Source organism: Micromonospora sp. DT201, assembly GCF_049841575.1.
In the GTDB taxonomy this organism is placed as follows: domain Bacteria; phylum Actinomycetota; class Actinomycetes; order Mycobacteriales; family Micromonosporaceae; genus Micromonospora.
The window spans coordinates 26068-51123 of sequence record NZ_JBNCKP010000034.1 but is presented as its reverse complement, the minus strand read 5'-3'; the positions used below and the strand labels follow the sequence as shown (position 1 = coordinate 51123).

The 25056-nt window shown below is 71.8% G+C and carries 23 protein-coding genes and 2 pseudogenes; 6 read left to right on the top strand and 19 right to left on the bottom strand.

Translation table 11 applies throughout. The features are described from left to right. From ACLQ28_RS32695 to rimP, 17 genes and pseudogenes are all read right to left on the bottom strand, one after another. A pseudogene (locus tag ACLQ28_RS32695) lies at positions 1 to 289 on the bottom strand (hypothetical protein); the annotation flags it as partial. A 301-nt stretch (positions 290 to 590) separates the two neighbouring features. Beyond that, positions 591 to 1358 carry a 4-hydroxy-tetrahydrodipicolinate reductase gene (gene dapB, locus ACLQ28_RS32690; protein ID WP_425690110.1) on the bottom strand — a complete coding sequence of 256 codons (768 nt, stop codon included), beginning with the start codon at positions 1356 to 1358 and terminating at the stop codon, positions 591 to 593. A gap of 111 nt (positions 1359 to 1469) precedes the next feature. Then, positions 1470 to 2867 carry a M16 family metallopeptidase gene (locus ACLQ28_RS32685; protein WP_425690109.1) on the bottom strand — a complete coding sequence of 466 codons (1398 nt, stop codon included), beginning with the start codon at positions 2865 to 2867 and terminating at the stop codon, positions 1470 to 1472. A gap of 47 nt (positions 2868 to 2914) precedes the next feature. After that, on the bottom strand, positions 2915 to 5314 hold the full coding sequence (locus ACLQ28_RS32680) for a polyribonucleotide nucleotidyltransferase (RefSeq protein ID WP_425690108.1): 2400 nt from the start codon (positions 5312 to 5314) through the stop codon (positions 2915 to 2917). Between the two features lie 227 nt (positions 5315 to 5541). After that, on the bottom strand, positions 5542 to 5811 hold the full coding sequence (gene rpsO, locus ACLQ28_RS32675; protein ID WP_030337594.1) for a 30S ribosomal protein S15: 270 nt from the start codon (positions 5809 to 5811) through the stop codon (positions 5542 to 5544). Positions 5812 to 6012: 201 nt separating this feature from the next. After that, positions 6013 to 6942: a bifunctional riboflavin kinase/FAD synthetase gene (locus ACLQ28_RS32670; protein WP_425690107.1), complete on the bottom strand. Its 930-nt coding sequence runs from the start codon at positions 6940 to 6942 to the stop codon at positions 6013 to 6015. 76 nt (positions 6943 to 7018) lie between these two features. Next, positions 7019 to 7930 (bottom strand): tRNA pseudouridine(55) synthase TruB, encoded by a 912-nt coding sequence (gene truB / locus ACLQ28_RS32665; RefSeq protein ID WP_425690106.1) that lies wholly within the window; start codon positions 7928 to 7930, stop codon positions 7019 to 7021. 62 nt (positions 7931 to 7992) lie between these two features. Beyond that, positions 7993 to 9324, bottom strand: coding sequence for an MATE family efflux transporter (locus ACLQ28_RS32660; protein ID WP_425690105.1), 1332 nt, complete (start codon positions 9322 to 9324; stop codon positions 7993 to 7995). A 512-nt stretch (positions 9325 to 9836) separates the two neighbouring features. Then, positions 9837 to 10046, bottom strand: coding sequence for a DUF6186 family protein (locus tag ACLQ28_RS32655; RefSeq protein WP_425690115.1), 210 nt, complete (start codon positions 10044 to 10046; stop codon positions 9837 to 9839). Beyond that, positions 10046 to 10453: a hypothetical protein gene (locus tag ACLQ28_RS32650; RefSeq protein ID WP_425690104.1), complete on the bottom strand. Its 408-nt coding sequence runs from the start codon at positions 10451 to 10453 to the stop codon at positions 10046 to 10048. Before ACLQ28_RS32650 ends, ACLQ28_RS32655 begins: the two co-directional genes overlap by 1 nt. Positions 10454 to 10561: 108 nt before the next feature. Continuing rightward, positions 10562 to 11620, bottom strand: coding sequence for a DHH family phosphoesterase (locus ACLQ28_RS32645; RefSeq protein WP_425690103.1), 1059 nt, complete (start codon positions 11618 to 11620; stop codon positions 10562 to 10564). After that, positions 11617 to 12117 carry a 30S ribosome-binding factor RbfA gene (gene rbfA, locus ACLQ28_RS32640; protein ID WP_425690102.1) on the bottom strand — a complete coding sequence of 167 codons (501 nt, stop codon included), beginning with the start codon at positions 12115 to 12117 and terminating at the stop codon, positions 11617 to 11619. Before rbfA ends, ACLQ28_RS32645 begins: the two co-directional genes overlap by 4 nt. A 126-nt stretch (positions 12118 to 12243) precedes the next feature. Next, positions 12244 to 12540, bottom strand: a complete 297-nt coding sequence (locus tag ACLQ28_RS32635) for a DUF503 domain-containing protein (RefSeq protein ID WP_030489481.1) — start codon at positions 12538 to 12540, stop codon at positions 12244 to 12246. Positions 12541 to 12630: 90 nt separating this feature from the next. Beyond that, positions 12631 to 15660, bottom strand: a complete 3030-nt coding sequence (gene infB, locus ACLQ28_RS32630) for a translation initiation factor IF-2 (RefSeq protein WP_425690101.1) — start codon at positions 15658 to 15660, stop codon at positions 12631 to 12633. A gap of 93 nt (positions 15661 to 15753) precedes the next feature. Continuing rightward, positions 15754 to 16086, bottom strand: coding sequence for a YlxR family protein (locus tag ACLQ28_RS32625; RefSeq protein ID WP_425690100.1), 333 nt, complete (start codon positions 16084 to 16086; stop codon positions 15754 to 15756). Positions 16087 to 16102: 16 nt separating this feature from the next. Next, the gene (nusA, locus tag ACLQ28_RS32620) at positions 16103 to 17146 is read right to left on the bottom strand and encodes a transcription termination factor NusA (protein WP_425690099.1); all 1044 of its coding nucleotides are present in this window, start codon (positions 17144 to 17146) and stop codon (positions 16103 to 16105) included. After that, positions 17143 to 17832, bottom strand: a complete 690-nt coding sequence (rimP, locus tag ACLQ28_RS32615) for a ribosome maturation factor RimP (protein WP_425690114.1) — start codon at positions 17830 to 17832, stop codon at positions 17143 to 17145. The genes nusA and rimP overlap by 4 nt, the downstream gene beginning before the upstream one ends. A gap of 155 nt (positions 17833 to 17987) precedes the next feature. Here rimP and ACLQ28_RS32610 point away from each other — a divergent pair, with 155 nt between their 5' ends. The 6 genes and pseudogenes from ACLQ28_RS32610 to ACLQ28_RS32585 form a co-directional block, all read left to right on the top strand. Then, entirely contained in the window at positions 17988 to 18512 is a 525-nt protein-coding gene (locus ACLQ28_RS32610) for a hypothetical protein (protein WP_425690113.1), read from the top strand. Further along, positions 18509 to 18946, top strand: a complete 438-nt coding sequence (locus ACLQ28_RS32605) for a ferritin-like domain-containing protein (RefSeq protein WP_425690098.1) — start codon at positions 18509 to 18511, stop codon at positions 18944 to 18946. The genes ACLQ28_RS32610 and ACLQ28_RS32605 overlap by 4 nt, the downstream gene beginning before the upstream one ends. Before the next feature lie 52 nt (positions 18947 to 18998). Next, complete coding sequence (locus ACLQ28_RS32600; RefSeq protein ID WP_425690097.1) at positions 18999 to 19601, top strand: PadR family transcriptional regulator; 603 nt, start codon at positions 18999 to 19001, stop codon at positions 19599 to 19601. Next, on the top strand, positions 19598 to 20332 hold the full coding sequence (locus tag ACLQ28_RS32595) for an ABC transporter ATP-binding protein (RefSeq protein WP_425690096.1): 735 nt from the start codon (positions 19598 to 19600) through the stop codon (positions 20330 to 20332). Before ACLQ28_RS32600 ends, ACLQ28_RS32595 begins: the two co-directional genes overlap by 4 nt. Then, positions 20329 to 23106 carry an FtsX-like permease family protein gene (locus ACLQ28_RS32590; RefSeq protein ID WP_425690095.1) on the top strand — a complete coding sequence of 926 codons (2778 nt, stop codon included), beginning with the start codon at positions 20329 to 20331 and terminating at the stop codon, positions 23104 to 23106. Before ACLQ28_RS32595 ends, ACLQ28_RS32590 begins: the two co-directional genes overlap by 4 nt. A 12-nt stretch (positions 23107 to 23118) precedes the next feature. Beyond that, positions 23119 to 23259: pseudogene (locus ACLQ28_RS32585) on the top strand (nitroreductase family deazaflavin-dependent oxidoreductase); the annotation flags it as partial. Positions 23260 to 23295: 36 nt separating this feature from the next. Here ACLQ28_RS32585 and ACLQ28_RS32580 read toward each other — a convergent pair. Next, positions 23296 to 24009 (bottom strand): VIT1/CCC1 transporter family protein, encoded by a 714-nt coding sequence (locus ACLQ28_RS32580; protein ID WP_425690094.1) that lies wholly within the window; start codon positions 24007 to 24009, stop codon positions 23296 to 23298. Positions 24010 to 24123: 114 nt separating this feature from the next. Then, entirely contained in the window at positions 24124 to 24981 is an 858-nt protein-coding gene (map, locus tag ACLQ28_RS32575; protein ID WP_425690093.1) for a type I methionyl aminopeptidase, read from the bottom strand. Positions 24982 to 25056: the final 75 nt, after the last annotated feature.

Genomic DNA, 25056 nt, shown 5'->3' with positions numbered 1-25056 from the left:
GATCATCCGAACGACAGGGGCAGGAAGTCATACCGGGCCGGGCGACCGAGGGTCCCCGGCTGGGGACGATCAAAAAGGTAACGGGGAGGGAGGGAGAGAGAGCCAAGGGACGTGTCGAGGGCTGCGGCCTGGAGGTTGTCGGGGTGGTACGAGAGGCGGACCCGGGGGTTCGCCCCAGCCAGGCGGCCAGGGTCCGCACTGTCGCTCTGCCTACGCCACGGTTCTGCTCGGCCGCGTCGATCAGCATGCCACCGATCCAATGCGAGCCGTCGTCGTCCACGCCCCACATGACGTGGCCGACGACGGTCTCGTCTGCGTACACGGCGAGTGAGGTCCACACCTCGGAGCGGGTGCTGACCAGCAGATAGCGGGCGCCCAGCGCGGCCACGAACCGCCCCTGGTCGTCACGTGGGGCGACATCAGCCACCGCACGCCAATTGTCGTCGTCGACCGGGCGCAGGGTGACCGGCCGCCCAAGACGGTCCCGGTGTCCACTATCGATCGTGGCGGGAGCCTAGGACCGACCCCGCCCCGGGAGCCAGGGACTTACCCGTGCGGTCATTCGGCCGCAACCGCCCTCGCAGGCGCGGTCAGTCGAGCAGTGCGTCCAGGCCGACGGTGAGGCCAGGGCGGTTGCGCACCGCGCGGACGGCCACCAGCACGCCCGGCATGAACGACGCCCGGTCGTACGAGTCGTGTCGGATGGTCAGGGTCTCGCCGGTGGCACCGAAGAGCACCTCTTGGTGGGCGACGAGCCCGGTGGCACGTACGGCGTGGACGCGTACCCCGTCGATCTCGGCACCGCGTGCACCCGGCACCTCGTCCCTGGTGGCGTCCGGCACCGGGCCGAGGCCGGCCTCGGCGCGGGCCTGGGCGATCTGCCGTGCGGTGTGCGTGGCGGTGCCACTCGGGGCGTCCAGCTTGCCCGGGTGGTGCTGCTCGATGATCTCGACGGACTCGAAGTGCCGGGCGGCCCGCGCGGCGAACTGCATCATCAGCACGGCGCCGATGCCGAAGTTCGGGGCGATCACCACACCCACCTCGGGCTTGCGGGCCAGCCACGCGCGCACCTGCTCCAGCCGCTGCTCGCTGAAGCCCGTCGTGCCGACAACGGCGCTGATGCCCTGGTCGATGCACCACTGCAGGTTGTCCATGACGACGTCCGGCGTGGTGAAGTCGACGACGACCTGGGCGTTGGAGGCGGCGGAGCGGTCGTCGCCCTGGTCGATCGCCGCGACCAGCTCGACGCCGTCGGCGGCGTCGACCGCCTTGCAGACCTCGATGCCCATCCGTCCCCGGGCGCCCAGCACACCGACCCGCAACAGCCCGGCGGGGGTCTTCTCCTGCTCGTCAGTCACGCGGCACAACCTATCCCAATCGGGACGTGCCCTCCGGGCCGGATCCGGGGGGATCCACCCGCCGGGACGCCCGGGCCGAACGGGCTCCGCCTGCGTCCGGGACGGCGGCCCTCAGACCGTGAAGTCGCTTTCGCCGAACGGGCCGACCACGGCCAGCGACATAGGCCGGCTGAGCAGCTCGGCGGCGAGGGTGTTCACGTCCGCGACGGTCACCTCGTCGACCCGGCGGAGCAACTCGTCCACCGGCATCAGGTCGCCGTAGAGCAGCTCCCCCTTGGCCAGCCGGCTCATCCGTGAGCCGGTGTCCTCCAGGCCGAGCACGAACGAGCCCTTGCTCATCCCCTTGCCCCGGGCCACCTCGGCTTCGGTCAACCCGTCGGCTGCCACCCGAGCCAACTCGGCGCGGGTCAGGGCCAGCACCTCGTCCACCTTGCCCGGCGCGCAGCCGGCGTAGACGGCGAACAGGCCGCTGTCGGCGTACTGGCTGGCGTAGGAGTAGACCGAGTACGCCAGGCCACGCTGCTCGCGGATCTCCTGGAACAGGCGGCTGGACATCCCACCGCCGAGCACGTTGTTGAGCACCCCGAGGGCGAAGCGCCGATCGTCGAGGCGGTCGATGCCGGGGCAGCCGAGGATGACGTGCGCCTGTTCGGTTTCCTTCGGCTCCACCAGCGTGGTCGCCGGCTTGGTGCGTACCGCCGGGGTCGCCGCGCGGTGCGGCGCTGGCGTCGCCGGGTCGCTGTCCAGTGGGGTGCCGCGCACCGCCTGGCGAACCAGCTTGACCACTGCGGCGTGGTCGAGGTTGCCGGCCGCGGCGATGACGATCTGCGGCGCGGTGTAGCGATCGCGGTAGAAGCTCTGGATCTGCCGCCCGGTCATCGGCGTGACGGTCTCCGCGGTGCCGGAGATCAGCCGACCCAACGGGTGGTCGCCGTAGACGGCCTGGACGAAGAGGTCGTGCACCTCGTCACCGGGCTCGTCGTCGTGCATGGCGATCTCTTCCAGGATCACGCCACGCTCGGTCTCGACGTCGGCCGGCTCCAGCAGCGAATCGGCGACCAGGTCGCACATCACGTCGATCGCCAGCGGCAGGTCCTCGTCCAGCACGCGGGCGTAGTAGCAGGTGTATTCCTTCGTGGTGAAGGCGTTGGTCTCGCCACCCACCGCCTCGATCTGCGAGGAGATCTCCAGCGCGGTGCGCTTGTGGGTGCCCTTGAAGAGCAGGTGCTCAAGGAAGTGCGCGGCACCGGCCTGCGGGCCGGTCTCGTCGCGCGAACCGACCGCCACCCAGATGCCGAACGAGACGCTGCGCATCGCCGGAATCGCCTCGGTGAGGACGCGCAGGCCGCTGGGCAGCACGGTACGTCGTACCGTGCCGCCCAGCGGGTCGTCGCTGAGCGTCCGGGTCACCGCGCGGGCGGCCCCGCCGGAGCGGCCCGCCCCGGTGTCCCCAGACGCAGCCACCCCCCGTCGATCCGGTGGAAACGGCGCGCTGAAGGCCCGACTCACGTAGTGCTCCCGGTTCGACGAGGGGTGGGTGATGCGATGTACGACGGTCAGCTGTGCCGGGTCCGACGGCGCGGACGCTCGCCGCCCTCGCCACCCTCGCCGCCGCCGCCGTTGCCGCCTTCGCCGCCATCGTTGCCGCGCTCCGGGCCACGTGCGCCCCGGTCGCCGCCGCGCTCGCGGTCACCGCGGTCACGCGGGCCACGGTCGCCCCGGTCCCGACCAGCCGGCCGGTCGCCACCGGCAGCCTCGCCGGCGGCAGGTGCCTCGGAGCCCTCCGGGCGGACCTTGTCGAGGTAGATCTTGCCGCGGGCGTCGATGTCCGCGATCTCGACCTCGACCCGGTCGCCGACGTTGAGGAAGTCCTCAACGCGCTCGACCCGCTTGCCGTCGCCCACCTTGGAGATGTGCAACAGGCCGTCGCGGCCGGGCAGCAGGGAGATGAACGCGCCGAACGCGGCGGTCTTGACCACCGTGCCGAGGAAGCGCTCACCCTGCTTGGGCAGGGTCGGGTTGGCGATCCCGTTGATCCGGTCGACGGCCGCCTGGGCCGACGGCCCGTTGGTGGCGCCGACGTAGATCGTGCCGTCGTCCTCGATGGAGATCTCGGCGCCGGTCTCGTCCTGGATCGCGTTGATGGTCTGACCCTTCGGGCCGATCACCATGCCGATCTTGTCCACCGGGATCTTGACGGTGGTGACCCGCGGGGCGTAGTCGGACATCTCGGCCGGAGCCTCGATCGCCGCCTTCATGACCCCGAGGATGACCTGCCGGGCCTCGTTCGCCTGCTGCAGCGCGGCGGCCAGCACGTCCGACGGGATGCCGTTGAGCTTGGTGTCGAGCTGGAGCGCGGTGACGAACTCCGGCGTGCCGGCGACCTTGAAGTCCATGTCACCGAACGCGTCCTCGGCGCCGAGGATGTCGGTCAGCGTCACGTACTGGGTCTTGCCGTCCACCTCGTCGGAGATGAGCCCCATCGCGATGCCGGCGACCGGCGCCTTCAGCGGGACACCCGCGGAGAGCAGGCCCAGCGTCGACGCGCAGACCGAACCCATCGAGGTGGAGCCGTTGGAGCCGAGCGCCTCGGAGACCTGCCGGATGGCGTACGGGAACTCCTCGCGCGACGGCAGCACCGGGATCAGCGCACGCTCGGCGAGGGCACCGTGGCCGATTTCGCGGCGCTTCGGCGAGCCAACCCGGCCGGTCTCACCGGTCGAGTACGGCGGGAAGTTGTAGTTGTGCATGTAGCGCTTGCGGTTCTCGGGGGACAGCGTGTCCACCATCTGCTCCATGCGGAGCATGTTCAGCGTGGTCACACCCAGGATCTGGGTCTCGCCCCGCTCGAACAGCGCCGAACCGTGCACCCGGGGCAGCACGCCGACCTCGGCGGTCAGCGTCCGGATGTCACGCGGGCCACGTCCGTCCATGCGGACCTGCTCGCGCAGCACGCGGTTGCGCACCTCGGACTTGGTCAGCGACCGGAAGGCAGCGCTGAGCTCCTTCTCCCGACCCTCGAACCGACCACCCAGCTCCTCGGCGACGCGGGCCTTGACCCGGTCCAGGGCTTCCTCGCGGTCGGCCTTGCCGGCGATGGTGATCGCCTCGGCGACCTCGCCGCGGGCCAGCTCGGAGACGGCGTCGTACACGTCGTTCTGGTAGTCCAGGAAGACCGGGAACTCGGTGACCGGCTTGGCGGCGACCTCGGCCAGCTCGCTCTGCGCGCGGCACAGCTCACGGATCGCCGGCTTGGCGGCCTCCAGGCCGCTGGCCACGACCTCCTCGGTCGGCGCGGTGGCACCGGCCGAGATCAGGGCGACGGCGTTCGGGGTGGCCTCGGCCTCGACCATCATGATCGCGACGTCGCCGTCCTCGAGGGTGCGGCCGGCCACGACCATGTCGAAGGTGGCCCGGGCCAGCTCCTCCAGGGTCGGGAAGGCGACCCACTGGCCGTCGATGTGGGCGACGCGGGTCGCACCGATCGGGCCGGAGAACGGCAGGCCGGAGAGCTTGGTCGACATCGAGGCGGCGTTGATCGCCACGACGTCGTACGGGTGCTGCGGGTCGAGCGCGAGGATGGTCTCGACGACCTGGACCTCGTTGCGCAGGCCCTTGACGAAGGACGGGCGCAGCGGCCGGTCGATCAGCCGGCAGGTGAGGATCGCGTCCTCGCTGGGGCGGCCCTCACGGCGGAAGAACGAGCCGGGGATGCGGCCCGCGGCGTACATCCGCTCCTCGACGTCGACGGTCAGCGGGAAGAAGTCGAACTGCTCCTTCGGGTGCTTACCGGCGGTGGTGGCGGAGAGAACGACCGTCTCGCCCAGCTGGGCGATGACGGAACCGGCGGCCTGGCGAGCCAGCCGACCGGTGGAGAAGGTGATCTCACGGGTGCCGAAGGACCCGTTGTCGATCACGGCGGTGCGGGATTCGGTGCCGAGTTTGGTCTCGGTCATGTGCTGTCGTGCTCCTTCGCGTCGTGGGCCCACGACATCGGGGAGCTGCTCAGCCGGCCGGTCTTCGATCGAAGCGCCCGGGTGGTCGGCATTGATGCCGGGTTCCCGGGGGCCACTACCGGAGACCGGTACGCTGACCGGCTCCCTCTCGGGTGGTCGCGCGGCCCGTGTTTTTCAGGTGGGACGCCGTACGGGGGAGCAGCCTCCTCGGCCACTCCCCCGTCACGTCACCGGCGCAGGCCGAGCCGCTCGATGAGCGACCGGTAGCGGGCAATGTCCTTCTTCTGGACGTAGTTGAGCAGCCGACGGCGCCGGCCGACCAGCAGCAGCAGACCACGACGGCTGTGGTGGTCGTGCTTGTGCACCTTCAGGTGCTCGGTCAGCTCGGCGATCCGCTTGGTGAGCACCGCGACCTGGACCTCCGGCGAACCGGTGTCGCCCTCGGCGGTCGCGTACTCCGCGCGGATGCTGGCCTTGGCTTCTTGATCGAGCGCCATGTTCTCCCTGTTTCGGTGGGTTGATCAGTAAATGTCCGTCGTCCCGGTGGACCGGGAACGGACCGGTACCTCGCACCCGCGGCGTCGAGCAGGCACGCGAGGCCCCACGCCGGTCACCCGACGTCTCGGCAAGACTACCAGCACTCGCCGGTAACACCCGGCCAAGGGCCTCGGCGGGCCCACGTCGGCCCCCGGCGACGATCAGGCCAGAGCGCTCCGGGTACGCGCGACGTCCTGGTCCATCTGGGCGATCAACGGCTCGATCGAGTCGTATCGGACCTGTCCGCGCAGGTGCGCCACGAAGTCCAGGGCCAGTCGCTCGCCATAGAGGTCGCCGGTGAAGTCGAGCGCGTACGCCTCCACCCGCCGCTCCCGGCCGGAGAAGGTCGGGTTGGTGCCCACCGACACCGCCGCCATCAGCGGCTCGTGCTGCCCGCGACGGATCAGCCGGGCCGCGTACACCCCGTCGGCCGGGACCGCCGCGTACCGGTGGCAGAGCAGGTTGGCGGTGGGGAAGCCCAGCTCCCGTCCCCGCTGGTCGCCGCGGACCACGACGCCCTCCAGCCGGTGTGGGCGGCCCAGCGCGGCGGCGGCCGCGCCGACGTCACCCGCGTCGACGCAGGAGCGGATGTAGGTGGAGGAGAAGACGGTGCCGTCCTCGGCGATCAGCGGGCTGCCCTCCACACCGAAGCCGAAGGTCTGACCGAGCCGCTCCAACAGCGCCACGTCGCCTGCCGCCCGGTGCCCGAAGCGGAAGTTGCCGCCGATCACCACCAATGCTCCGTGCAGGTGCTCGACCAGGACGTCGTGCACGAACTGCTCGGCCGGCAGCCGGGAGAACTCCGGGGTGAACGGCACCACGCAGAGCACGTCCACGCCGAGCGCCTCGATCAACTCGGCCTTGCGGGCCGGCTCGGTGAGCACCGCCGGATGCGAACCGGGGCGGACCACCTCGGCCGGATGCGGGTCGAAGGTGACCACCACCGACTGCACGCCCAACTCCCGGGCACGGGCCACGGTGTGCCCGATGGTCGCCTGGTGCCCCTTGTGCACGCCGTCGAAGACGCCGATGGTGACGACCGAGCGCCCCCACCCACCGGGCGCCGCGTCGTACCCCCGCCACCGCTGCATGCCGTTCCTTTCTGCTGTCCCACCGGCCGGCGGGTCGACACCGCCGGCCGGTGGCCGTCGGACCTGCGCCCCGCCGTCAGGCCGGGGCGAGCACGATCTCCGCGCGGGCCCGCCCGTCCCGCTCGCTGACGATAGCGATCAGGCCGCCCGCCGGCCCGAAGACGGCGTACGGCCCGGTGAGGCCGGCCGGGTCCAGCGGGCCACCGTGGGCGAGCACCCGGGCCTCGTCGGGCGTGGCCTCCCGGCGCGGGAAGAACCGGTCGGCCGCCGCGTCCAACGGCAGGTTCACCACGTCCGGGGCGCGCTGCTCCAACTGGTCGAGGGTCGCCGCCTCGGCGAGAGTGAAGCCACCCACCGCGGTCCGCCGCAACGCCGTCAGGTGCCCTCCGACACCGAGCGCCAGGCCCGCGTCCCGGGCGATGGCCCGGATGTACGTGCCGGAGGAGCAGGTCACGTCCACGTCCACGTCCACCACGTCCGGCTCGGTGCGGCGGATGGCCAGCACCTCCAGCCGGGAGATGGTGACCCGCCGTGCGGGCAGCTCGACGCTCTCTCCGTCGCGGACCCGCTTGTACGCCCGCTGCCCGTCGATCTTGATGGCGCTGACGGCGCTCGGCACCTGGTCGACCTCGCCGCTCAACGCGCCCAGCGCCGACCGGATCGCCTCGTCGGTGACCTGACCGGCCGGCGTGGTGGCGATCACGTCGCCCTCGGCGTCGTCGGTGACGGTGGCCTGACCGAGCCGGATGGTGCCGGTGTAGCTCTTGCCCGCACCGATGACGTAGGTCAGCAGCCGAGTTGCACGGCCCACACCGATCACGAGCACGCCGGTGGCCATCGGATCGAGGGTGCCGCCGTGCCCGACCCGTCGGGTCTTCGCCAGTCGGCGGATCCGCGCCACCACGTCGTGCGACGTCATGCCGCCGGGCTTGTCGACCACGATCAGACCATCGGTGCTCACGTCGGCCAAGCCTGCCAGATGGCCCATACCCCGGAGTGCGTGGGCAGGCCCGGCGTGACCCGTTCGACCGGCAGCGCCGGGAGGAGACCTCAGCGGACCGCGCCGGTCACCGCCCAACTGCCGTTGCGCAGGCGTAGCAGCAGCGCGACCAGCCGGATCACCACGAACAGGGTGAGCCCAGCCCAGATGCCACCCAGTCCGAGGTCGAACCCGTACGTCAGCCAGATGGCCGGTATGAAGCCGCCGAGCGCCGCCACGATGGTGAGGTTGCGCAGGTACCGCACGTCGCCCGCGCCGATCAGCACGCCGTCGAGGGCGAACACCACCCCGGCCAGCGGCAGCATGACGACGAACCACGGCCAGGCCACCATGGCCTGCTCGCGTACCTCCGCGTCGGCGCTGAACCACGAGGGCACGACGCCGGCGCCGGCGGCGACGAGCACTGCGAAGCCGACTCCGCAGACGCCGCCGAGCAGCCCGACCCGGCGGGCGAGCGCCCGGGCACCCGTGTCGTCGCCGGCGCCGAGCGCGGCGCCGACCAGGGACTGTGCGGCGATGGCCAGCGCGTCGAGCACAAGCGCGGTGAAGAACCAGAGTTGCAGGGCGATCTGGTGGGCGCCGACGGCGGCGGCGCCGAAGCGGGCGGCGACGGCGGTCGCGGAGAGGAAGCTGGCCTGGAACGCCAGCCCACGGATCAGCAGGTCCCGGCTGAGCACCAACTGCTGGCGGATCACCCGGGGCCGGGGCCGCAGCGGCACCCGCTCGGCGACCAGCGCGGCGGCGAAGAGCACCCCGCAGAGCGTCTGCGCGACGACGTTGGCCACCGCCGAACCGATCAGGCCCAGGCCACCGGGGTAGACCAGCAGCGGGCAGAGCAGCGCGGAGAGCAGATTGGGGCCGAGCACGAAGAACAACGGGCGGCGAGTGTCCTGCACACCGCGCAGCCAGCCGTTGCCGGCTGCGGCGAGCAGCAGACCGGGGGCACCGAGGGCCGCGATCCGCAGCCAGGTCGCGGCGGCGGCGGCCACGTCGCCACCACCGCCGGCGAGAGTACGCGCGAGCGCTCCCCCACCGAATTGCATGCCGATCGCGATCAGCAGACCGACGCCGAACGCCAGCCAGGACGACTGGACGCCCTCGGCCACGGCGGCGGCCCGGTCACCCGCGCCGAAGCGGCGGGCCGCGCGCCCGGTGGTGCCGTACGCGACAACGGTGCCGACCCATGCGGTGAGTGTCATCACCGTGCCGCCGACGGCGAGCGCGGCGAGCGGCACCCGGCCGAGGTGACCGACCACGGCCGTGTCGACCAGCACGTAGAGCGGCTCAGCGGCGAGCACCACGAGGGCCGGCAGGGCAAGGCTGGCGATCCGGCGCGGCGAGGCGGATCGGTTGGCGATGGCGGTGGCGGCGGCGTGACTCATCGCCGCCGATCCTGGCACGAGCGCGGTAAGGATCGCAATCCCGCCGAGGGCTTACTCCGTCGGTGGGTGGCGGCCAGTTCAGCTCAAGAGGCGCACCACCGAGGTGTCCCGCCATCCGGGCCACTCCGACGTCACCGCCGGACGATCTGGCCTTACTGGCGGGTATCCATCGAGGTCTGCAGGGCGCGGCGGGCCTGCTCGCGGGCGTCGTCCGTGGTCTCGGGCTTGGGCTTGTTCGGCATGGTGGCGCTCCCTTCCAGGGCGCGAGCCGCCGACACGCGGCGGCCCTCGCGGGCGGTCGTGCTGAGCGCCCCACGGCGGTCCGGGGTTACCGGAGCAGCCGGCTGGGCAGCGTTAGCCCGGGTCGGTCCGACCCTGGAGGGAGGCGGCACGAGGTGTGGCACCACCACCCATGACCTGCACCGCCACACGGCACCGGCCGTCTCCCAAGTTATCGTTCAGGTCCACATGCTGCCTCGGGTTCCCGCCATTTGGAAAGTCGGCAACCCGGCTCAGCGGGCCAGGAAGTGCCAGCCTAACCACCACCAGAACCCGAACAGACCGATCCGGCCCACCGGCACCGGGCCGACCTCGTAGCGCATCACGTACGCGCAGACCTCGCCCAGAGTGGGGATCCGGGAGCCCTCCCGCCGGGCCATCCACTCCACCACCGCGAAGAGGGCCAGCGCGCTGAGGAAACCGCCGATCGCGAGTGCCCGCATCATCGCCGCACCAGCCCCCAGAAAGCGGCCAGCCAGGCAAACCACGCCGCCGACCGGGTCAGATGATCCTCCAGGAGAGGATCGGCCAGCCGGGAGAAGGTGGGGAAATCGTCGCCAGCCGCCAGCACGAAGGTCACGCCCTCAAAGACGCCGAAGACCACCACGGGCACCGCCCACCAGACCGCCCCCGCGCCCAGACGACGCGGTGCCGGTCGGCGGGGCACCCGGTTGCTCAGACCGAGCCAGATCAGCACCCCGCCAGTGCCGAGTGTGAACAGATTCGCCTCGGTGGAGAACGACGCGAACCGACCACCGACGAGCGACAGACAGACGAGGACGGGAACGGAGACGGCGGGCCGGTCCCAGGCGCGGGGGGCCTCCACGGTGAGGTCGTGCGGCTGCTCCATCCCGCAATTCTTCCCGGTCTCACGGAGCGCGGGAAGACCAACACTCCCCGGAGCTGTCCCTGATCTTCCCGACCAACCGATCGATAACGGCGATTCGATTCGTCAGCGTCAGCTGCGGGGGCGGAGCAGCGCAGCGTCCAGCTCGCCGCGGATCGACTCGACCACCTGCTCAGCGCTGCCCCGACCGGTGAACCCGGCCGCGAACCGGTGACCACCACCGCCCAGCGTGACCGCGACCCGGCTGACGTCCACCGCGCCCTTGCTGCGCATCGACACTGCCCACTCACCGGGCGCGGTCTGCTTCAACACGCAGCTCACATCCGCCTCGGCGGTGCAGCGCACCGAGTCGATCAGCGCCTCCAGGACGTACGGCCGCTGATCGTGCCGGGCCAGGTCGTCCAGGGTGGCGAAGGTCCAGACCAAGCCTCGGCCGCCAGCAGCGGCCGGCTCCAACTGCGCTCGGCCGAGCACCTCGCCGAAGAGGCGAACCGCGCCGAAGGGCCGCGTATCGAAGACCCGCCGGGAGATGTCACCGGGCGAAATGCCGGTCGCCAGCAACCGGGCGGCCATCTGGTGGACCGCCGGGGTGGTCGCCTCGAACCGGAACGACCCGGTATCCGTGGTCAGCGCCACGTACAGGCACTCGGCGATGGCCGGATCCACCACAACCCCGAGCCGGGTCAGCAGTTGCTCGGCCACCACCGACGTCGCCGCGGCACCCGGGTCGACCAGGTTGACCGTGCCGAAGCCGGGGTTGGAGGCGTGGTGATCAAGCACCAGCGCCGCAGGCGCGGACGACAACCGCCCAGCCAGCTCACCGAGGCGCGAATCGCTCGCCGCGTCAAAGCAGATCACCAGGTCAGGTGCCGGGTCCGCAGCGCTCGCCGGGACCAACAGGTCCAGCCCGGGCAGCCCTCGGAACGGCTCAGGCACCTCCGGCGGCCCGGGAAAGGTCGCCTGCACCTCGCGTACGCCAAACTGCCGCAGCCCCAGACCGAAGCCGAGCATGCTGCCCAGCGCGTCGCCGTCCGGGTTGACGTGGCAGATCAGCAGCACCCGACCGCCCGGCGGGAGAGCCCGCACCAGCGCCTCGGCCGCAGCCCAGTCCGACTCGGCGGGGCCGAGGGCTGCCGCCCCGGCGAGCGGGGCGCTGGCGGTGCTGGTCACCGCGTTTCCCCACCCCGCGAGGTGTCCTTGACGTCGGTGGCCTCATCGGCCTCGTCCGTCTCCTCTGCCTCATCCGTCTCGTCATCCACCCGATACGGCTGCGCTTCGCCCGCGTAGTTCGCCTCGGCAGCGAGCCGCTGCACCTCGGCGTCGGCGTTGCGGGCGGCAGCGAGCAGGTCGTCGATGTGCTTGACCTGGTCCTGCACGTCGTCGAGGACGAACGTGAGAGTCGGCGAGTGCCGCAAACCGAGCGCCTTGCCGACCGTGCTGCGCAGCAGCCCCTTGGCGCTCTCCAGCGCCGCAGCGGTATCCGCCTGGGCCACCGCGTCACCGAGCACGGTGTAGAAGACCGTCGCGTCGCGCAGATCTGCGGTGATCCGGGCGTCGGTGATGGTGATCATCCCGAGCCGCGGGTCCTTGATCTGGCTCCGCACCACCGACGCGACCAGCTCACGCACCCGTTCCGCGTGCCGGCGTACCTTGGCCGGATCAGACATCTCGCCACCTCCACGGCGTCCTGCTCCCGGTCGACCCGGCGACCCGAAGGCCGCCGGCCGACCGGCCAACATCTCGAACACTACCTTCGCGGCCGCACCGGTCGCCCGGCACAGCCGGCACCATGGTCAGTCGTCGTCCACGCCGTACAGCCGGCGCCTGACCGACAGCAACTCGACCTCGGGGCGGCCGGCCACCAGGCGCTCACAGGAGTCGAGCACCTCGCGGACGTGCGCCGTCTCGGCGGCCACCACGGCCACCGCCAGCTGCGCTCGCCCATGCAGGTCGAGCGCTCCCACCTCGGCGGCCGACACCTCGAAGCGGCGCAGCGCCGCCACTATCGGCCGTACATATGATCTCTTGGCTTTGAGCGACCGGGAGTCGCCCGGCAGCAGCAGGTCAAAGACCGCAGTTCCGGTAAACATCGCCCCGGACGATACCGCCAACCCTCCCTGCATGATCAAGGGGTTTACGCCGTTCGGCGTAAACCCCTTGATCAGCGTGTCACTGCCGGATCAGGCGCGAACCTTCTCCCGCATCTCGAAGGTCTCGATGACGTCGCCGACCTGGACGTTGTTGTAACCACCCAGGGTCAGACCACACTCGAAGCCCTCGCGGACCTCCGTGGCGTCGTCCTTGAACCGCTTGAGCGAGCTGATCGTGAGGTTGTCCGCCACGACCGCCCCGTCTCGCAGCAGGCGCGCCTTGGCGTTACGCCGAAGGACACCGGACCGGACGATACAACCGGAGATGTTGCCGATCTTGGACGAGCGGAAGACGTCGCGGATCTCCGCGCTGCCCAGCTCGACCTCCTCGTACTCCGGCTTGAGCAGGCCCTTGAGCGCTGCCTCGATCTCCTCGATGGCCTGGTAGATGACGGTGTAATACCGGATCTCCACGCCCTCGCGGTCGGCCATCTCACGGACCTTGTTGGAGGCCCGCACGTTGAAGCCGATGATCGTGACCGGCTCGGACGAGGCACTCGCGAGCATGACGTTGCTCTCGGTGATCGCGCCCACGCCCCGGTCGAGGACCTTGAGCTGAACTTCCTCGGGGATGTCGAGGTTGAACAGCGCGTCCTCCAGGGCCTCCACCGAACCGGAGACATCGCCCTTGAGGATGAGGTTGAGCGAGGTCTTCTCGCCCTCCTTGAGCTGCTCCATGAGCGTCTCGAGGGTGGCCCGACCACGGGAGTTGGCGAAGGACGCCGCCCGTCGCCGTGCCTGGCGCTGCTCGGCGATCTGCCGCACCGTGCGGTCGTCCGCCGCGGCGAGGAAGGTGTCGCCCGCGCCGGGAGGCGCGGTCAGACCCAACACCATGACCGGACGCGCCGGCCCAGCCTCGGTGAGCTGGTTGCCGTTCTCGTCGAGCATGGCCCGGACCCGGCCGTGCGCCCCACCGGCGACGATCGAGTCGCCTGCCCGCAGGGTGCCCTTCTGCACCAGCACCGTCGCCACCGCACCGCGGCCCTTGTCCAGGTGTGCCTCGATGGCCACACCCTGCGCCGGCCCGTCGATCGGAGCGGTCAGCTCCAGCGACGCGTCGGCGGTCAGCAGGACGGCCTCGAGCAACTCCTCGATGCCGATGCCCGGCTTGGCTGCCACGTTGACGAACATGGTCTCGCCGCCGTACTCCTCGGCGACCAGGCCGTACTCGGTCAGCTGCTGGCGGACCTTGTCCGGGTTGGCGTCCGGCTTGTCGACCTTGTTGACCGCGACCACGATCGGCACGTCGGCCGCCTTGGCGTGGTTCAACGCCTCGATGGTCTGCGGCATCACACCGTCGTCGGCCGCGACGACCAGGATCACGATGTCCGTGACCTGGGCACCACGAGCACGCATGGCGGTGAACGCCTCGTGACCCGGCGTGTCGATGAAGGTGACCGCCCGGTCCTCGCCCTCGTGCGGGACGTGGACCTGGTAGGCACCGATGTGCTGGGTGATGCCACCCGCCTCACCGGCAACGACGTTCGCCTTACGGATCGCGTCGAGCAGCTTGGTCTTACCGTGGTCGACGTGACCCATGACGGTCACCACCGGCGCACGGCTGACCAGACGCTCCTCGGCCACCTCCGCGTCGAGGTCGATGTTGAACTGCGCGAGCAGCTCGCGGTCCTCGTCCTCCGGGCTGACGATCTGGATGTCGAAGCCCAGGTGCTCACCCAGCAGGTGCAGGGTGTCGTCAGAACAGGACTGGGTCGCGGTGACCATCTCGCCCAGGTTGAACATCTCCTGGACCAGCGAACCCGGGTTGGCGTTGATCTTGTCCGCGAAATCGGACAACGAGGCGCCACGGGAGAGCCGGACGATCTGACCCTGACCCCGGGGAGCACCCGAGCTCATGGTCGGAGCCGACAGGTTGTCGAACTCCTGTCTGCGCTGCTTCTTGGACTTGCGACCGCGCGTCGGCCGGCCACCCGGACGCCCGAAGGCACCCGCGGCACCGCCGCCACGGCCACGACCACCCGCACCCGGACGACCGCCGCCACCGGACGGAGCACCCGGACGGAAACCGCCGCCGGGAGCACCGCCGCCGCCGCCGGGACCGCCACGGTAGCCACCGCCACCGCCGGCACCCGCGCCGCCACCAGGGCCACCGCGGTAACCGCCGCCGCCGCCGGCGCCACCGCCGGGACCGCCACGGAAACCACCGCCGCCGCCACCACCGGGACGACCTGCGCCGCCACCACCGGGGCGACCAGCGCCACCGGGACCGGGACGACCGGCAGCCGGACGCTGGCTCGGCATGGACGCCGGGCTGGGCCGCGGCGGCATGGAGTTCGGGCTCGGCCGCGGCGGCATGCCCGCCGGGGTGCTGGGCCGGGGACCACCCGCACCAGCGGCCGGCGGCCGCTGCTGGCCACCCTGAATACCGAACGGGTTGTTACCGGCACCGCGTGCCGGCGGACGACCGCCCGGACGGGCACCCGGACCTGGCGCTGGCGTGCTCGGACGAGCTGCCGGCGAACCGGGACGGGGTGGCATCGCGGCGGGACCCGGCCGAGGGCCGGCGCCGGGGCTGGGGCGGTTGCCGTCAGCCGGAGGCTCCCGGCGAACGGGGTTGTCTCGCTGCTGCTGGCGAGCGGCCTGCGCGGCCTTGACCGCGGCCTCCTGCTCAGCCTTCAGCGCGGCGGCGCGCACCTCTGCGGCCGCCACCTCGATGTCGTGGGCACTCGCCGGCTTGGCGACCGGGGCCGCCGACTGCGGCGCACCGGGCACCGGACCCTTCGGCTTCGGACCGGGTGCCGGCGCGGCCGGCCGCCGAGGCGGCATCGGCTTGGCCGAGACCCGGGGCGCGCCCGGGGTCGGGGACAGCGTCGGGGTCGGATCCGTCGCTGGTGCCGGCGCGGGCGCCGACGGTGCGGCCGGTGCCGAAGCACCAGCGGACGCGACGAATGCGTTACGCAGCCGCCGGGCGACGGGCGCCTCGACGGTGCTGGACGCGGACTTCACGAACTCGCCCATTTCCTTCAGCTTGGCGAGAACGGTCTTACTCTCGACCCCGAGCTCTTTTGCAAGCTCGTGTACGCGGGCCTTGCCTGCCACTGCACTCCTCACTCCGAGGTCGTGCGGGCAGCACCCGCAGCGACCTCACTCGTGCACTTGAAGCCTGGTCATTTCAGGGACTTCATCGTGTGCTCATGTCGGTCGTCCTACCCTGCTAGCGACCCTCGCCCGGTCGGGATGACCGGACGTAGTGGTTGGCGCATCGACGTGTTCCGCCAGCACACCGTGATCAAGGACCTCGGTGATCCGCAGCGCACGCCCGAAGGCGCGGCGCCGCACCGCCAGCGCGAAGCAGGCCGGATCCGGGTGCATGTTCGCTCCCCGACCCGGCAGCCTGCGGCGCGGATCAGGCCGGAGACTGAGAACAGCCTCGTCCCTGACCGCGATGATCCGCAGCAATTCGCTGGCCGGCGCACGTTTCCGGCAACCCACACAGGTGCGCTCCGGCTTTGCGCGTCGTACCACTGGAGGAAGTCTACCCCTAGCTACCCGAGATCGCGCCGCCCGGCTCCCGCACGTGATCAGCTGCCTCACGCGCGGCCGGGGCGGCCTGCTCCGCATCGGACCGAATGTCGATCCGCCAACCGGTCAATCGGGCCGCGAGTCGGGCATTCTGCCCCTCCCGGCCGATCGCGAGCGAAAGCTGGAAGTCTGGCACGGTCACCCGAGCGGCACGACCGGCCAGGTCGACCACCTCGACCCGCAGTGCCCTGGCCGGCGACAACGCGTTACCGACGAAGGTGGCCGGGTCGTCCGACCAATCGATGATGTCGATCTTCTCACCGTGCAGCTCACTCATCACGGCGCGCACCCGCTGGCCCATCGGGCCGATGCAGGCGCCCTTGGCGTTCACCCCGGGGGTGGTGGACCGTACGGCGATCTTCGTACGGTGACCTGCCTCACGGGCGATCGCGCCGATCTCCACCGTGCCATCGGCGATCTCCGGCACCTCCAGCGCGAACAGCTTCTTGACCAGCGCCGGGTGCGAGCGGGACAGGGTGATCTGCGGCCCGCGCATGCCCTTGGCGACGTGCACCACGACGCAGCGGACCCGCTCGCCGTGCGCGTACCGCTCGCCGGGCACCTGCTCGGACTGCGGCAGCACGCCCTCCAACTTGCCGAGGTCGACGCTGACGATGCCCTTCTCGGTACGCGTCTCATGCGCCTGCACCACACCGGTGACCAGGTCGCCCTCGCGGCCCACGTACTCACCGAAGTGCACCTCGTCGGTGGCCTCCCGCAGTCGCTGGAGGATCACCTGCTTGGCGGTCATGGCGGCGATCCGACCGAAGTCGTGCGGGGTGTCGTCCCACTCCCGCACCAGGCTGCCGTCGGAGTCCATCTCCTGCGCGTACACCAGAGCGGCGCCCGACTTGCGGTCGATCTCCACTCGGGCGTGGGGTTCGGCGCCGTCGGTGTGCCGGTAGGCGGTCAGCAACGCGGTTTCGATCGCCGCGAGAATCGTGTCGAACGGGATCTCCCGCTCGCGCTCGAGTGCGCGCAGCGCCGCGAGGTCGATGTTCACCTCTCCTCGTCCTCCACATCATCTTCGTCGTCGATGTCGTCTGAATCGTCGATCTCGTCTGAATCGTCCGCGTCGTCGAACTCTTCGTCCGGCTCGCCGAGTTCGGCGAGCCGGGTGAACTCGACCTGCACGCGGCCCGGGCCAAGCTGGGCATACGCCACGGGAGCGCGGCCGTCCTCGGTCTCCAACTGCACGCCCTCGTCGTCGGCAGCGACCACCCGGCCGGTCAGCTGGCGATCACCGGCGGGCTGCTCGCCACGCTGGCCGGGCAACGCGGCCGCGCCCCGGACGGTGACCTTGACCAGCCGGCCCACGTTGCGCCGCCAGTGGCGGGGCAGGGTGAGTGGCCGGTCGACGCCCGGCGAGCTGACCTCCAACTGGTACTCCCCCGCGACGATGTCGCCACCGGCCTCCTCCGCAGCGTCCAGCGCGGCCGAGACCGCGCGAGAGACGTCCGCGACGGCGTCCAGGTCGATCCCGCCGTCGGCGTCCACCAGCACCCGCACCACGTGCCGTCGACCGGCCCGAGAAACCGACACGTCCTCCAGGTCGTAGCCAGCGCCGTTGACCACCGGCTCGATCACGGTCCGCAGCCGCGCACGGCGCGTTGCGAGGTCACCGCCGCGGGGACCCGCGCCATCGCGGGGTCGACCTGTCGACCTGGTGGCACGGCCACGCTGCGTCATCTCCGCACCCTCTCCCTGGTCGACGGCGAGCGGTTGTCCCGCCATGCCGGCACGCCACCGGAGCGGACGCGCCGGTGGCTGCGCAGAGCGTAACGCGCCTGCCCGGCGGCGGACCGGGCGGCGCACCGACGTCGGTGGCCCCCGCACCGGCGCGCATGGTGTTGACTTGTCCGGTGGGGACCGCCAGAACGACACAGCGCGACCAAGCATCTGGGCATTCCCGGCGAAAGCTCCTGCGCGCCGGGGCACTGCTGGCACTCGGCGGTGCCGCGGTGCCGCTGACCGGCTGTGATCTTTTCGACCGTGACGACAAGCCAGCGCCACCACCGGACCCGCTACGGCCGATGGTCGACGAGTCACTCGCGCTGGCCGCCGCGTACCAGGCGGGCGCGGCCGCGCATCCCGAACTGGCCGACCGGCTCGGCCCGATCGCCGAGGCGCACACCGCGCACGCCACCGAGCTGGCCCGGGTGATCGGCGTCGCCCTGCCGTCAGTTGTCGCCACCCCGCCGAGCGACCCGGTCAACGACCCGGCCGGCGCGCTCGCCGCCCTGCGCACGCTGGAGAAGACCGCTCAGCAGTCCGCCACCGTCGCCTGCGCAGCGGCGCCCGCGGAACGGGCGGCGCTGCTCGGGTCGATCGTCGCCGCCCGAGCCACCCACCAGGAGGCACTGAAGTGAGGCAGCCGTCCGCCGGGGAGGCGCTCGCCGCCGCCCTGTCCGCCGAGTACGCGGCCATCTACGCCTACGGGCGGATCGGTGTCCGGCTCACCGGGGCGGCGCGGGAGGCCGCACACCAGGCGGAGGCCGCGCATCGAAGCCGGCGCGACGCACTGGTGGTGCAGCTGAGTGTGGCCGGTGGCGTCGTGCCGCCGGACCGCGCCGGGTACGCGCTGCCGTTCCCGGTCACCGACCGGGCCAGCGCCCTACGGCTCGCCGCGGAGGTGGAGGAGCGCACGGCCGCGCACTGGCGGGCGGCTCTGGTGTCCACCACTGGCGCCGACCGGGACCGGGCGCTGGCTGCCCTTGTCGAGTACGCGGTACGGGCCACCCGGTGGCGGAAGACTGCCGGGCTGACCCCGCTGACTGTCCCGTTTCCTGGTCGACCAACCTGAACCGGTCCACTCCGGTTGCGGTACGCATACCAGGTATGCATACTCCGTTGCCATGTCCATCCGTCACGGGTTGCTCGCCCTGCTCGAACGCGGCCAGATGTACGGCTACCAGCTGCGCGCCGCGTTCGAGGAGTCGACCGGCTCGACCTGGCCGCTGAACATCGGGCAGGTCTACACCACGTTGTCCCGGTTGGAACGGGATGGTCTGGTGCGCCCGCTGCCGGAGAGCGAGGCCGGGCAACGCCCGTATGAGATCACCGACGCCGGCCGGGCCGATCTGGCGCTGTGGTTCGCCACCCCGGTAAGCCGTACCGACCGGCCCCGCGACGAGCTGGCGATCAAGCTGGCGTTGGCGCTGACCACCCCCGGCGTGGACGTCCGCGCGGTGGTGCAGGGCCAGCGCAGCGCGACGATGCGCGCCCTGCAGGAGCTGACCCGGTTGAAGTACGGCAGCGACCGACCGGAGGACCTCCCGTGGCGCCTCGTGCTGGACTCGATGGTGTTCCAGGCCGAGGCTGAGGTGCGCTGGCTGGACCACTGCGAGACCAGCCTGGTTCGGCACCAGCCCAGCGGCCCGGCACCTCCCGCTCCCCCAGCGGGTGACGTCGACGTGCGAGACGCGACGCGATGGGCCGGCGAGGAGGCGCGACGGTGAGCGGGGCGGACGACGCGGTGCTGGAGCTACGCGCCGTCCACCGCACCCATGGGGCCGGCCCGGCGGCGGTGCACGCGCTGCGCGGCGTCAGCCTGGTCGTTCGGCCTGGTGAGCTGGTCGCCGTGATGGGCCCGTCCGGCTCCGGCAAGTCGACGTTGCTGGCCCTCGCTGGTGGGCTCGACCGCCCGACCGGCGGCGAGGTCCGGGTCGAGGGGCAACTGCTGGGGGACCTGGACCGTCGCGGGCTGGCCCAGCTACGCCGCCGCCGGATCGGCTACATCTTCCAGCAACTCAATCTGCTGGGCAGCCTCAGCGCACTGGAGAACGTGGCGCTCCCACTGGAGCTCGACGGCGCCAGCGGACGCCGGGCCCGGGCGCTGGCCATGGCCGCGCTCACCGAGGTGGGCCTGCCCGCGCTGGGTGACCGTTTCCCCGACCAACTCTCCGGCGGGCAGCAGCAGCGGGTGGCCATCGCCCGCGCGCTGGTGGGCGAGCGCCGGCTGGTGCTCGCCGACGAGCCCACCGGGGCACTGGACTCGCAGACCGGCGAGGCGGTGCTGCACCTCCTGCGCCGCCGGATCGACGCGGGTGCCGCCGGGGTGCTGGTCACCCACGAGGCACGACACGCTGGCTGGGCCGACCGGGTGGTGTTCCTCCGCGACGGCGTACTGGTCGACACGACGGCGCCCCTGGGCAGTGTCGAGCAGCTGCTGTCCGGCAGCGGCCGGTGACCATCCGCCGTACGCGGACCCCCGGCCGGGCCGACACCTCCGCGACGCGGCCGTTCGCGCCACCCGCCGCCGTCGGCCGGCGGCGCATCGCCGAGCTGATCGGCTCCTGGCGGACGGCGTTGCGGATCGCCCGGCGGGAGTCCCGCCGGGCCAAGCGACGGACCGCCCTGGTGCTCGCGATGATCGCCCTGCCGGTGGCTGCGTTGGCTTTCCTGGCGGCCAGCTACGACATGGCCGAGCTGACCCCGCAGGAACGCCTGGACCGCCGCCTCGGGGTGGCCGACGCCGAGCTGCGCTGGGTCGCCGACACCCCGGTGCGGCAGGACGAGTGGGGCGAGGGCTGGTACACGCGAGAGGGCGAGCGGCAACGCACTGCGCCAGTCACCGCCGCTGAGGTGACCGCACTGCTCGGGCCCGGCGGCCGGGTCACCGAGGTTCGCACCCGCCTTCCGCTGACGCTGCGGGGCCCACACCGCGACGAGGACGTGGAGGGGCGGGTGCTGGACCTCAGCGACCCGTTGGCCCGTGGGCTGGTGCGGTTTCGGGCCGGCCGGGCGCCGCAGCAGCCCGGCGAGGTCGCGGTGAGCCCTGCGGCGCTACGCCGCTTGGACCTGCGCCTCGGTCGCGCCGTGGCCCTCGCGGACGGGAGCAGGGCGTACACCGTGGTCGGGGTTGTGGAATTTCCCGACGATCTCGGCACGGTGGTGACGCTGCACCCGGGGGCCACGCCACCGACCAGCCCCGGGACGGCGAGCATCTGGCTGGCGGACGTGCCCGGCCCCGTCGATGCCGCACTGGTGTCCCGACTCAACGATCAGGGGGTGGTGGTAGCCGCGCGTCCCCCGGCCAACTCGACGACCGGACGGACGCGGATGTGGCTCGGCTCCATCAACCCGAGCAACAACGACCTGAGCACCGGCGTGCTGATCGCCGGCCTCGGGCTGCTGGAGGTCGTGCTGCTGGTCGGGCCGGCCTTCGCCGTCGGCGTCCGTCGCCGACGCCGGGATCTGGCGCTCGTCGCGGTGGCCGGCGGGGACGCCGCCCAGCTTCGTCGGGTCGTGCTGGCAGACGGGGTGGTGCTGGGTGTGCTGGGCGCCGCCGCCGGCCTGCTGGTCGGCGTCGGCGCGGCGTTCGTCGGTCGTCCGCTGGTGGAGCAGTACGTCTTCGGCGCCCGCTTCGGTGGGTACCGCTGCTGGCCGACCGCGCTGGTGCTGCTCGGCGGGGTCGCGGTGCTGGCCGGGGTGCTCGCCGCGCTGGCACCGGCGTGGACCGCAGCGCGACAGGACGTCAGCGCCGGGCTCGCCGGGCGACGCACCCCACCGGTGTCCCGGACCCGGTGGTTGACCTTCGGGCTGTCGCTTGTGGGCGGCGGGGCGGGGTTGGCCGCGTTCGGGGCCGCCCGCACCTCCCCGGCGGTGATCCTCACCGGCCTGATCCTCGGCGAGCTGGGCCTGGTGTGCTGCACGCCCACGCTGATCGGCGCACTCGCCCGGCTCGGCCGGGTGCTGCCGTTGGCACCACGAATCGCGTTGCGCGATGCCAGCCGCAACCGCGCATCCGCAGCGCCCGCCATCTGCGCCGTGATGGCCGCCGTCGCCAGCAGTGTGGCGCTCGGCGGCTACCTGGCCAGCGACGGAGCCCGCGACGCGCGCGCCTACCAACCGATGCTGCCGGCGGGCCACGTGCTGGTCTATTCCCACGATCCGGCACGTCAGCCCACGCTGGCCCAGGTCGCCACGGCGGCCCGGGACCAGTTGGGTACCGACGCGATCGCCCCGCTGCACGCGGTCGCCTGCGCACCGCCCGGCACGGGCTACTGTGACGTCGCGCCTACGCTTCCGCCGGAGCAGACCTGCCCCTGGCAGCCCGGGGACAACCTCTCCGCCGCGCACCGTCGGCAGGCTCGGGCGGACCCGCGCTGCCGGATCCGCGAGACGGACCAATACGGCGGCTTCGTGCAGATCGGGGTCGACGACGGGACCGCACTGCCACTGCTCACCGGCGCGGACGCGACCGCCACGGCCACCGCCACAGCGGTGCTGCGCGCCGGGGGCGTGGTGGTGACCGACCCGCGTTACCTGCACGACGGCCTGGTGACCGTACGCGTCAAGCAGGTGGACCCCGGAACGGACCAGCCAACCGCTGCCGCCGACCTCCCCGGGTACGCGCTGCCGACACCGATCGGCCAGTCTCAACTGCTGCTCTCACCGTCCGCGGCACAGCAACTCGGCCTGACCTGGTCACCGTCCGCTTGGGTGATCGGCACCTCGACCGCGCCGGACCGGCATCGGCAGGAACGGTTCATCGCCGCGTTGCGAAACTTCGGCACGTTGTCGTTGGGCGTGGAGTACGGCGGTGGCCCCCGCGACATCTCACCGCTGCTCCTGCTGCTCGCGGCGGCCGCCGGGGTCATCACGATGGGTGCGGCCGGGATCGCCACCGCGCTCGCCGCCGCCGAGGGGCGCGCCGAGCTGACCACCCTCGCGGCCGTCGGCGCGGCACCGGCGGTACGCCGAATGCTGGCGATCTGCCAGGCCGGGGTCATCGCTGGCCTGGGCTCGGTGCTCGGCATCGTGGCCGGGCTCGGCACCGCCGCGATCGTGCTGTTCTCGGTCAACCGGCAGTACGCCACCTACTGGCCGGTGCCCGATCCGTACCCGTATCTGGTGCCGTGGCCCGCGCTCGGGGTCCTGGTGTTGGTGCCGGTGGTGGCGATGCTCGGGGCGGGCCTGTTCACGCGCGCCCGGTTGCCGATCGAACGGCGGCTGGACTGACATCGGCCGGGGGACCGCTTGTGGCAGTTGCTGGTCACCGAATGGCCCGCGTACCGCACGTACGTGCAGCGGACCGGCGGCCGGGAGATCCACATCTTCCGGCTCGTGCCGACCGGTCACGGCGCGCCGGTCGGGCCGCCGTCAGCTGGCTAGGCGGGGACGCGGCACGACACCACCGCTCGACCGGCGTCACAGCCCGCCTTGTACGCCGATCAGCGAGCCGATCAGGTAGGTGGCCCCGGCCGCCGCCGCACCCAGCAGGAGTTGGCGCAGCCCGCTGGTCCACCAGGGCCGCTGGGTGAAGCGAGCTACGACCGCACCGGCGGCGAACAGGCCGAGCCCACCGACGGCGAGTGCCGGCCACAGCTCGGTGGCACCGAACAGGTACGTCAGTAGCGGCACCAACGCGCCTATCGAGAAGAACAGGAACGACGAGATCGCCGCGGCCCAGGGGCTGGGCTGGTCGTCGGGGTCGACGCCCAACTCCTCGCGGACGTGCACCCGCAGCGCCTCCTCGGGGTCACGCCGCACCGCCTCGGCGACCTGGGTGGCGAGGTCCCGTGGAAGGCCCCGTGCCACCCAGGCGTCGGCCAACTCCCGGGCCTCCGCCTCGGGGTGCCGTTCCAGTTCCCGTCGCTCCTTGGCCACCTCGGCGGCGACCTGCTCGTTGGCGGAACGCACGCTTGTGTACTCGCCGAGCCCCATCGAGATCGCACCGGCAACGAGGCCGGCGGAGCCGGTGAGCACGATGCTGCGTGGCGACACCCCGCCGCCGCCGACGCCGGCGATCAGGGCGATGTTGGTGACCAGACCGTCCATCGCGCCGAAGACGGCCGGGCGCAGCCAACCGCCGGAGACGTCGGCGTGGTGCGCCTCCCGCAGCGCAGCCGGAGTGTCGCTCACGGCGCCTGCCCTTCGTTCGCGACTGCGGGACTTCGCTTCGCTGCGTTCCTCGCGCTCACGGCGCCTGCCCTTCGTTCGCGACTGCGGGACTTCGCTTCGCTGCGTTCCTCGCGCTCACGGAAGGGTCAGGATTTCGTGACCATCGTCGGTCACCACGATGGTGTGCTCGAACTGGGCGGTCCACTTCCGGTCCTTCGTGACCACGGTCCACCCGTCGTCCCACATGTCGTACTGGTAGGTGCCGAGCGTGATCATCGGCTCGATGGTGAACGTCATCCCCGGCTCCATGATGTCCGTGGGGCGCGGGCTGTCGTAGTGCGGCACGTACAGCCCGCTGTGGAAGGACTCGCCGATGCCGTGGCCGGTGAAGTCGCGGACCACGCCGTAGCCGAACCGCTTGGCGTACGACTCGATGACCCGGCCCACCACATTGATCTGCCGGCCCGGGGCGACCGCGCGGATGCCGCGCATCATGGCCTCGTGGGTCCGCTCGACCAGCAGCCGGGCCTCCTCGCTGACCTCGCCGACGCAGAAGGTGGCATCGGTGTCACCGTGCACCCCACCGATGTACGCGGTCACGTCGACGTTGATGATGTCGCCGTCGGCCAGGACGGTGGAGTCCGGGATGCCGTGACAGATGACCTCGTTGAGGCTGGTGCAGCAGGACTTCGGGAAGCCCTTGTAGCCCAGCGTCGACGGGTACGCGCCGTGGTCGCAGAGGAACTCGTGCACCACCCTGTCGATCTCGTCGGTGGTCACGCCGGGCTTGCAGTGCTCGCCAGCGAGCTGGGTCGCCTGGGCGGCGAGACGGCTGGCAATCCGCATCTTCTCGATGGTCTCCGGCGTCTGCACGTGCGAGCCGCGCCACTCCTGCGGGCGCTTCTTGCCCACGTACTCCGGTCGGGCGATCTGGGGTGGCACCTGTCGCATCGGGGAGAGCGCGCCTGGTGTCAACGGCGGACGGACGGTCATGACACCAGCCTATCGCCGGGGCCGCTGGTGACCCGCGCCACGGGCGCTCCGGAGGGGTTGTTGCCCTGTCAGGTC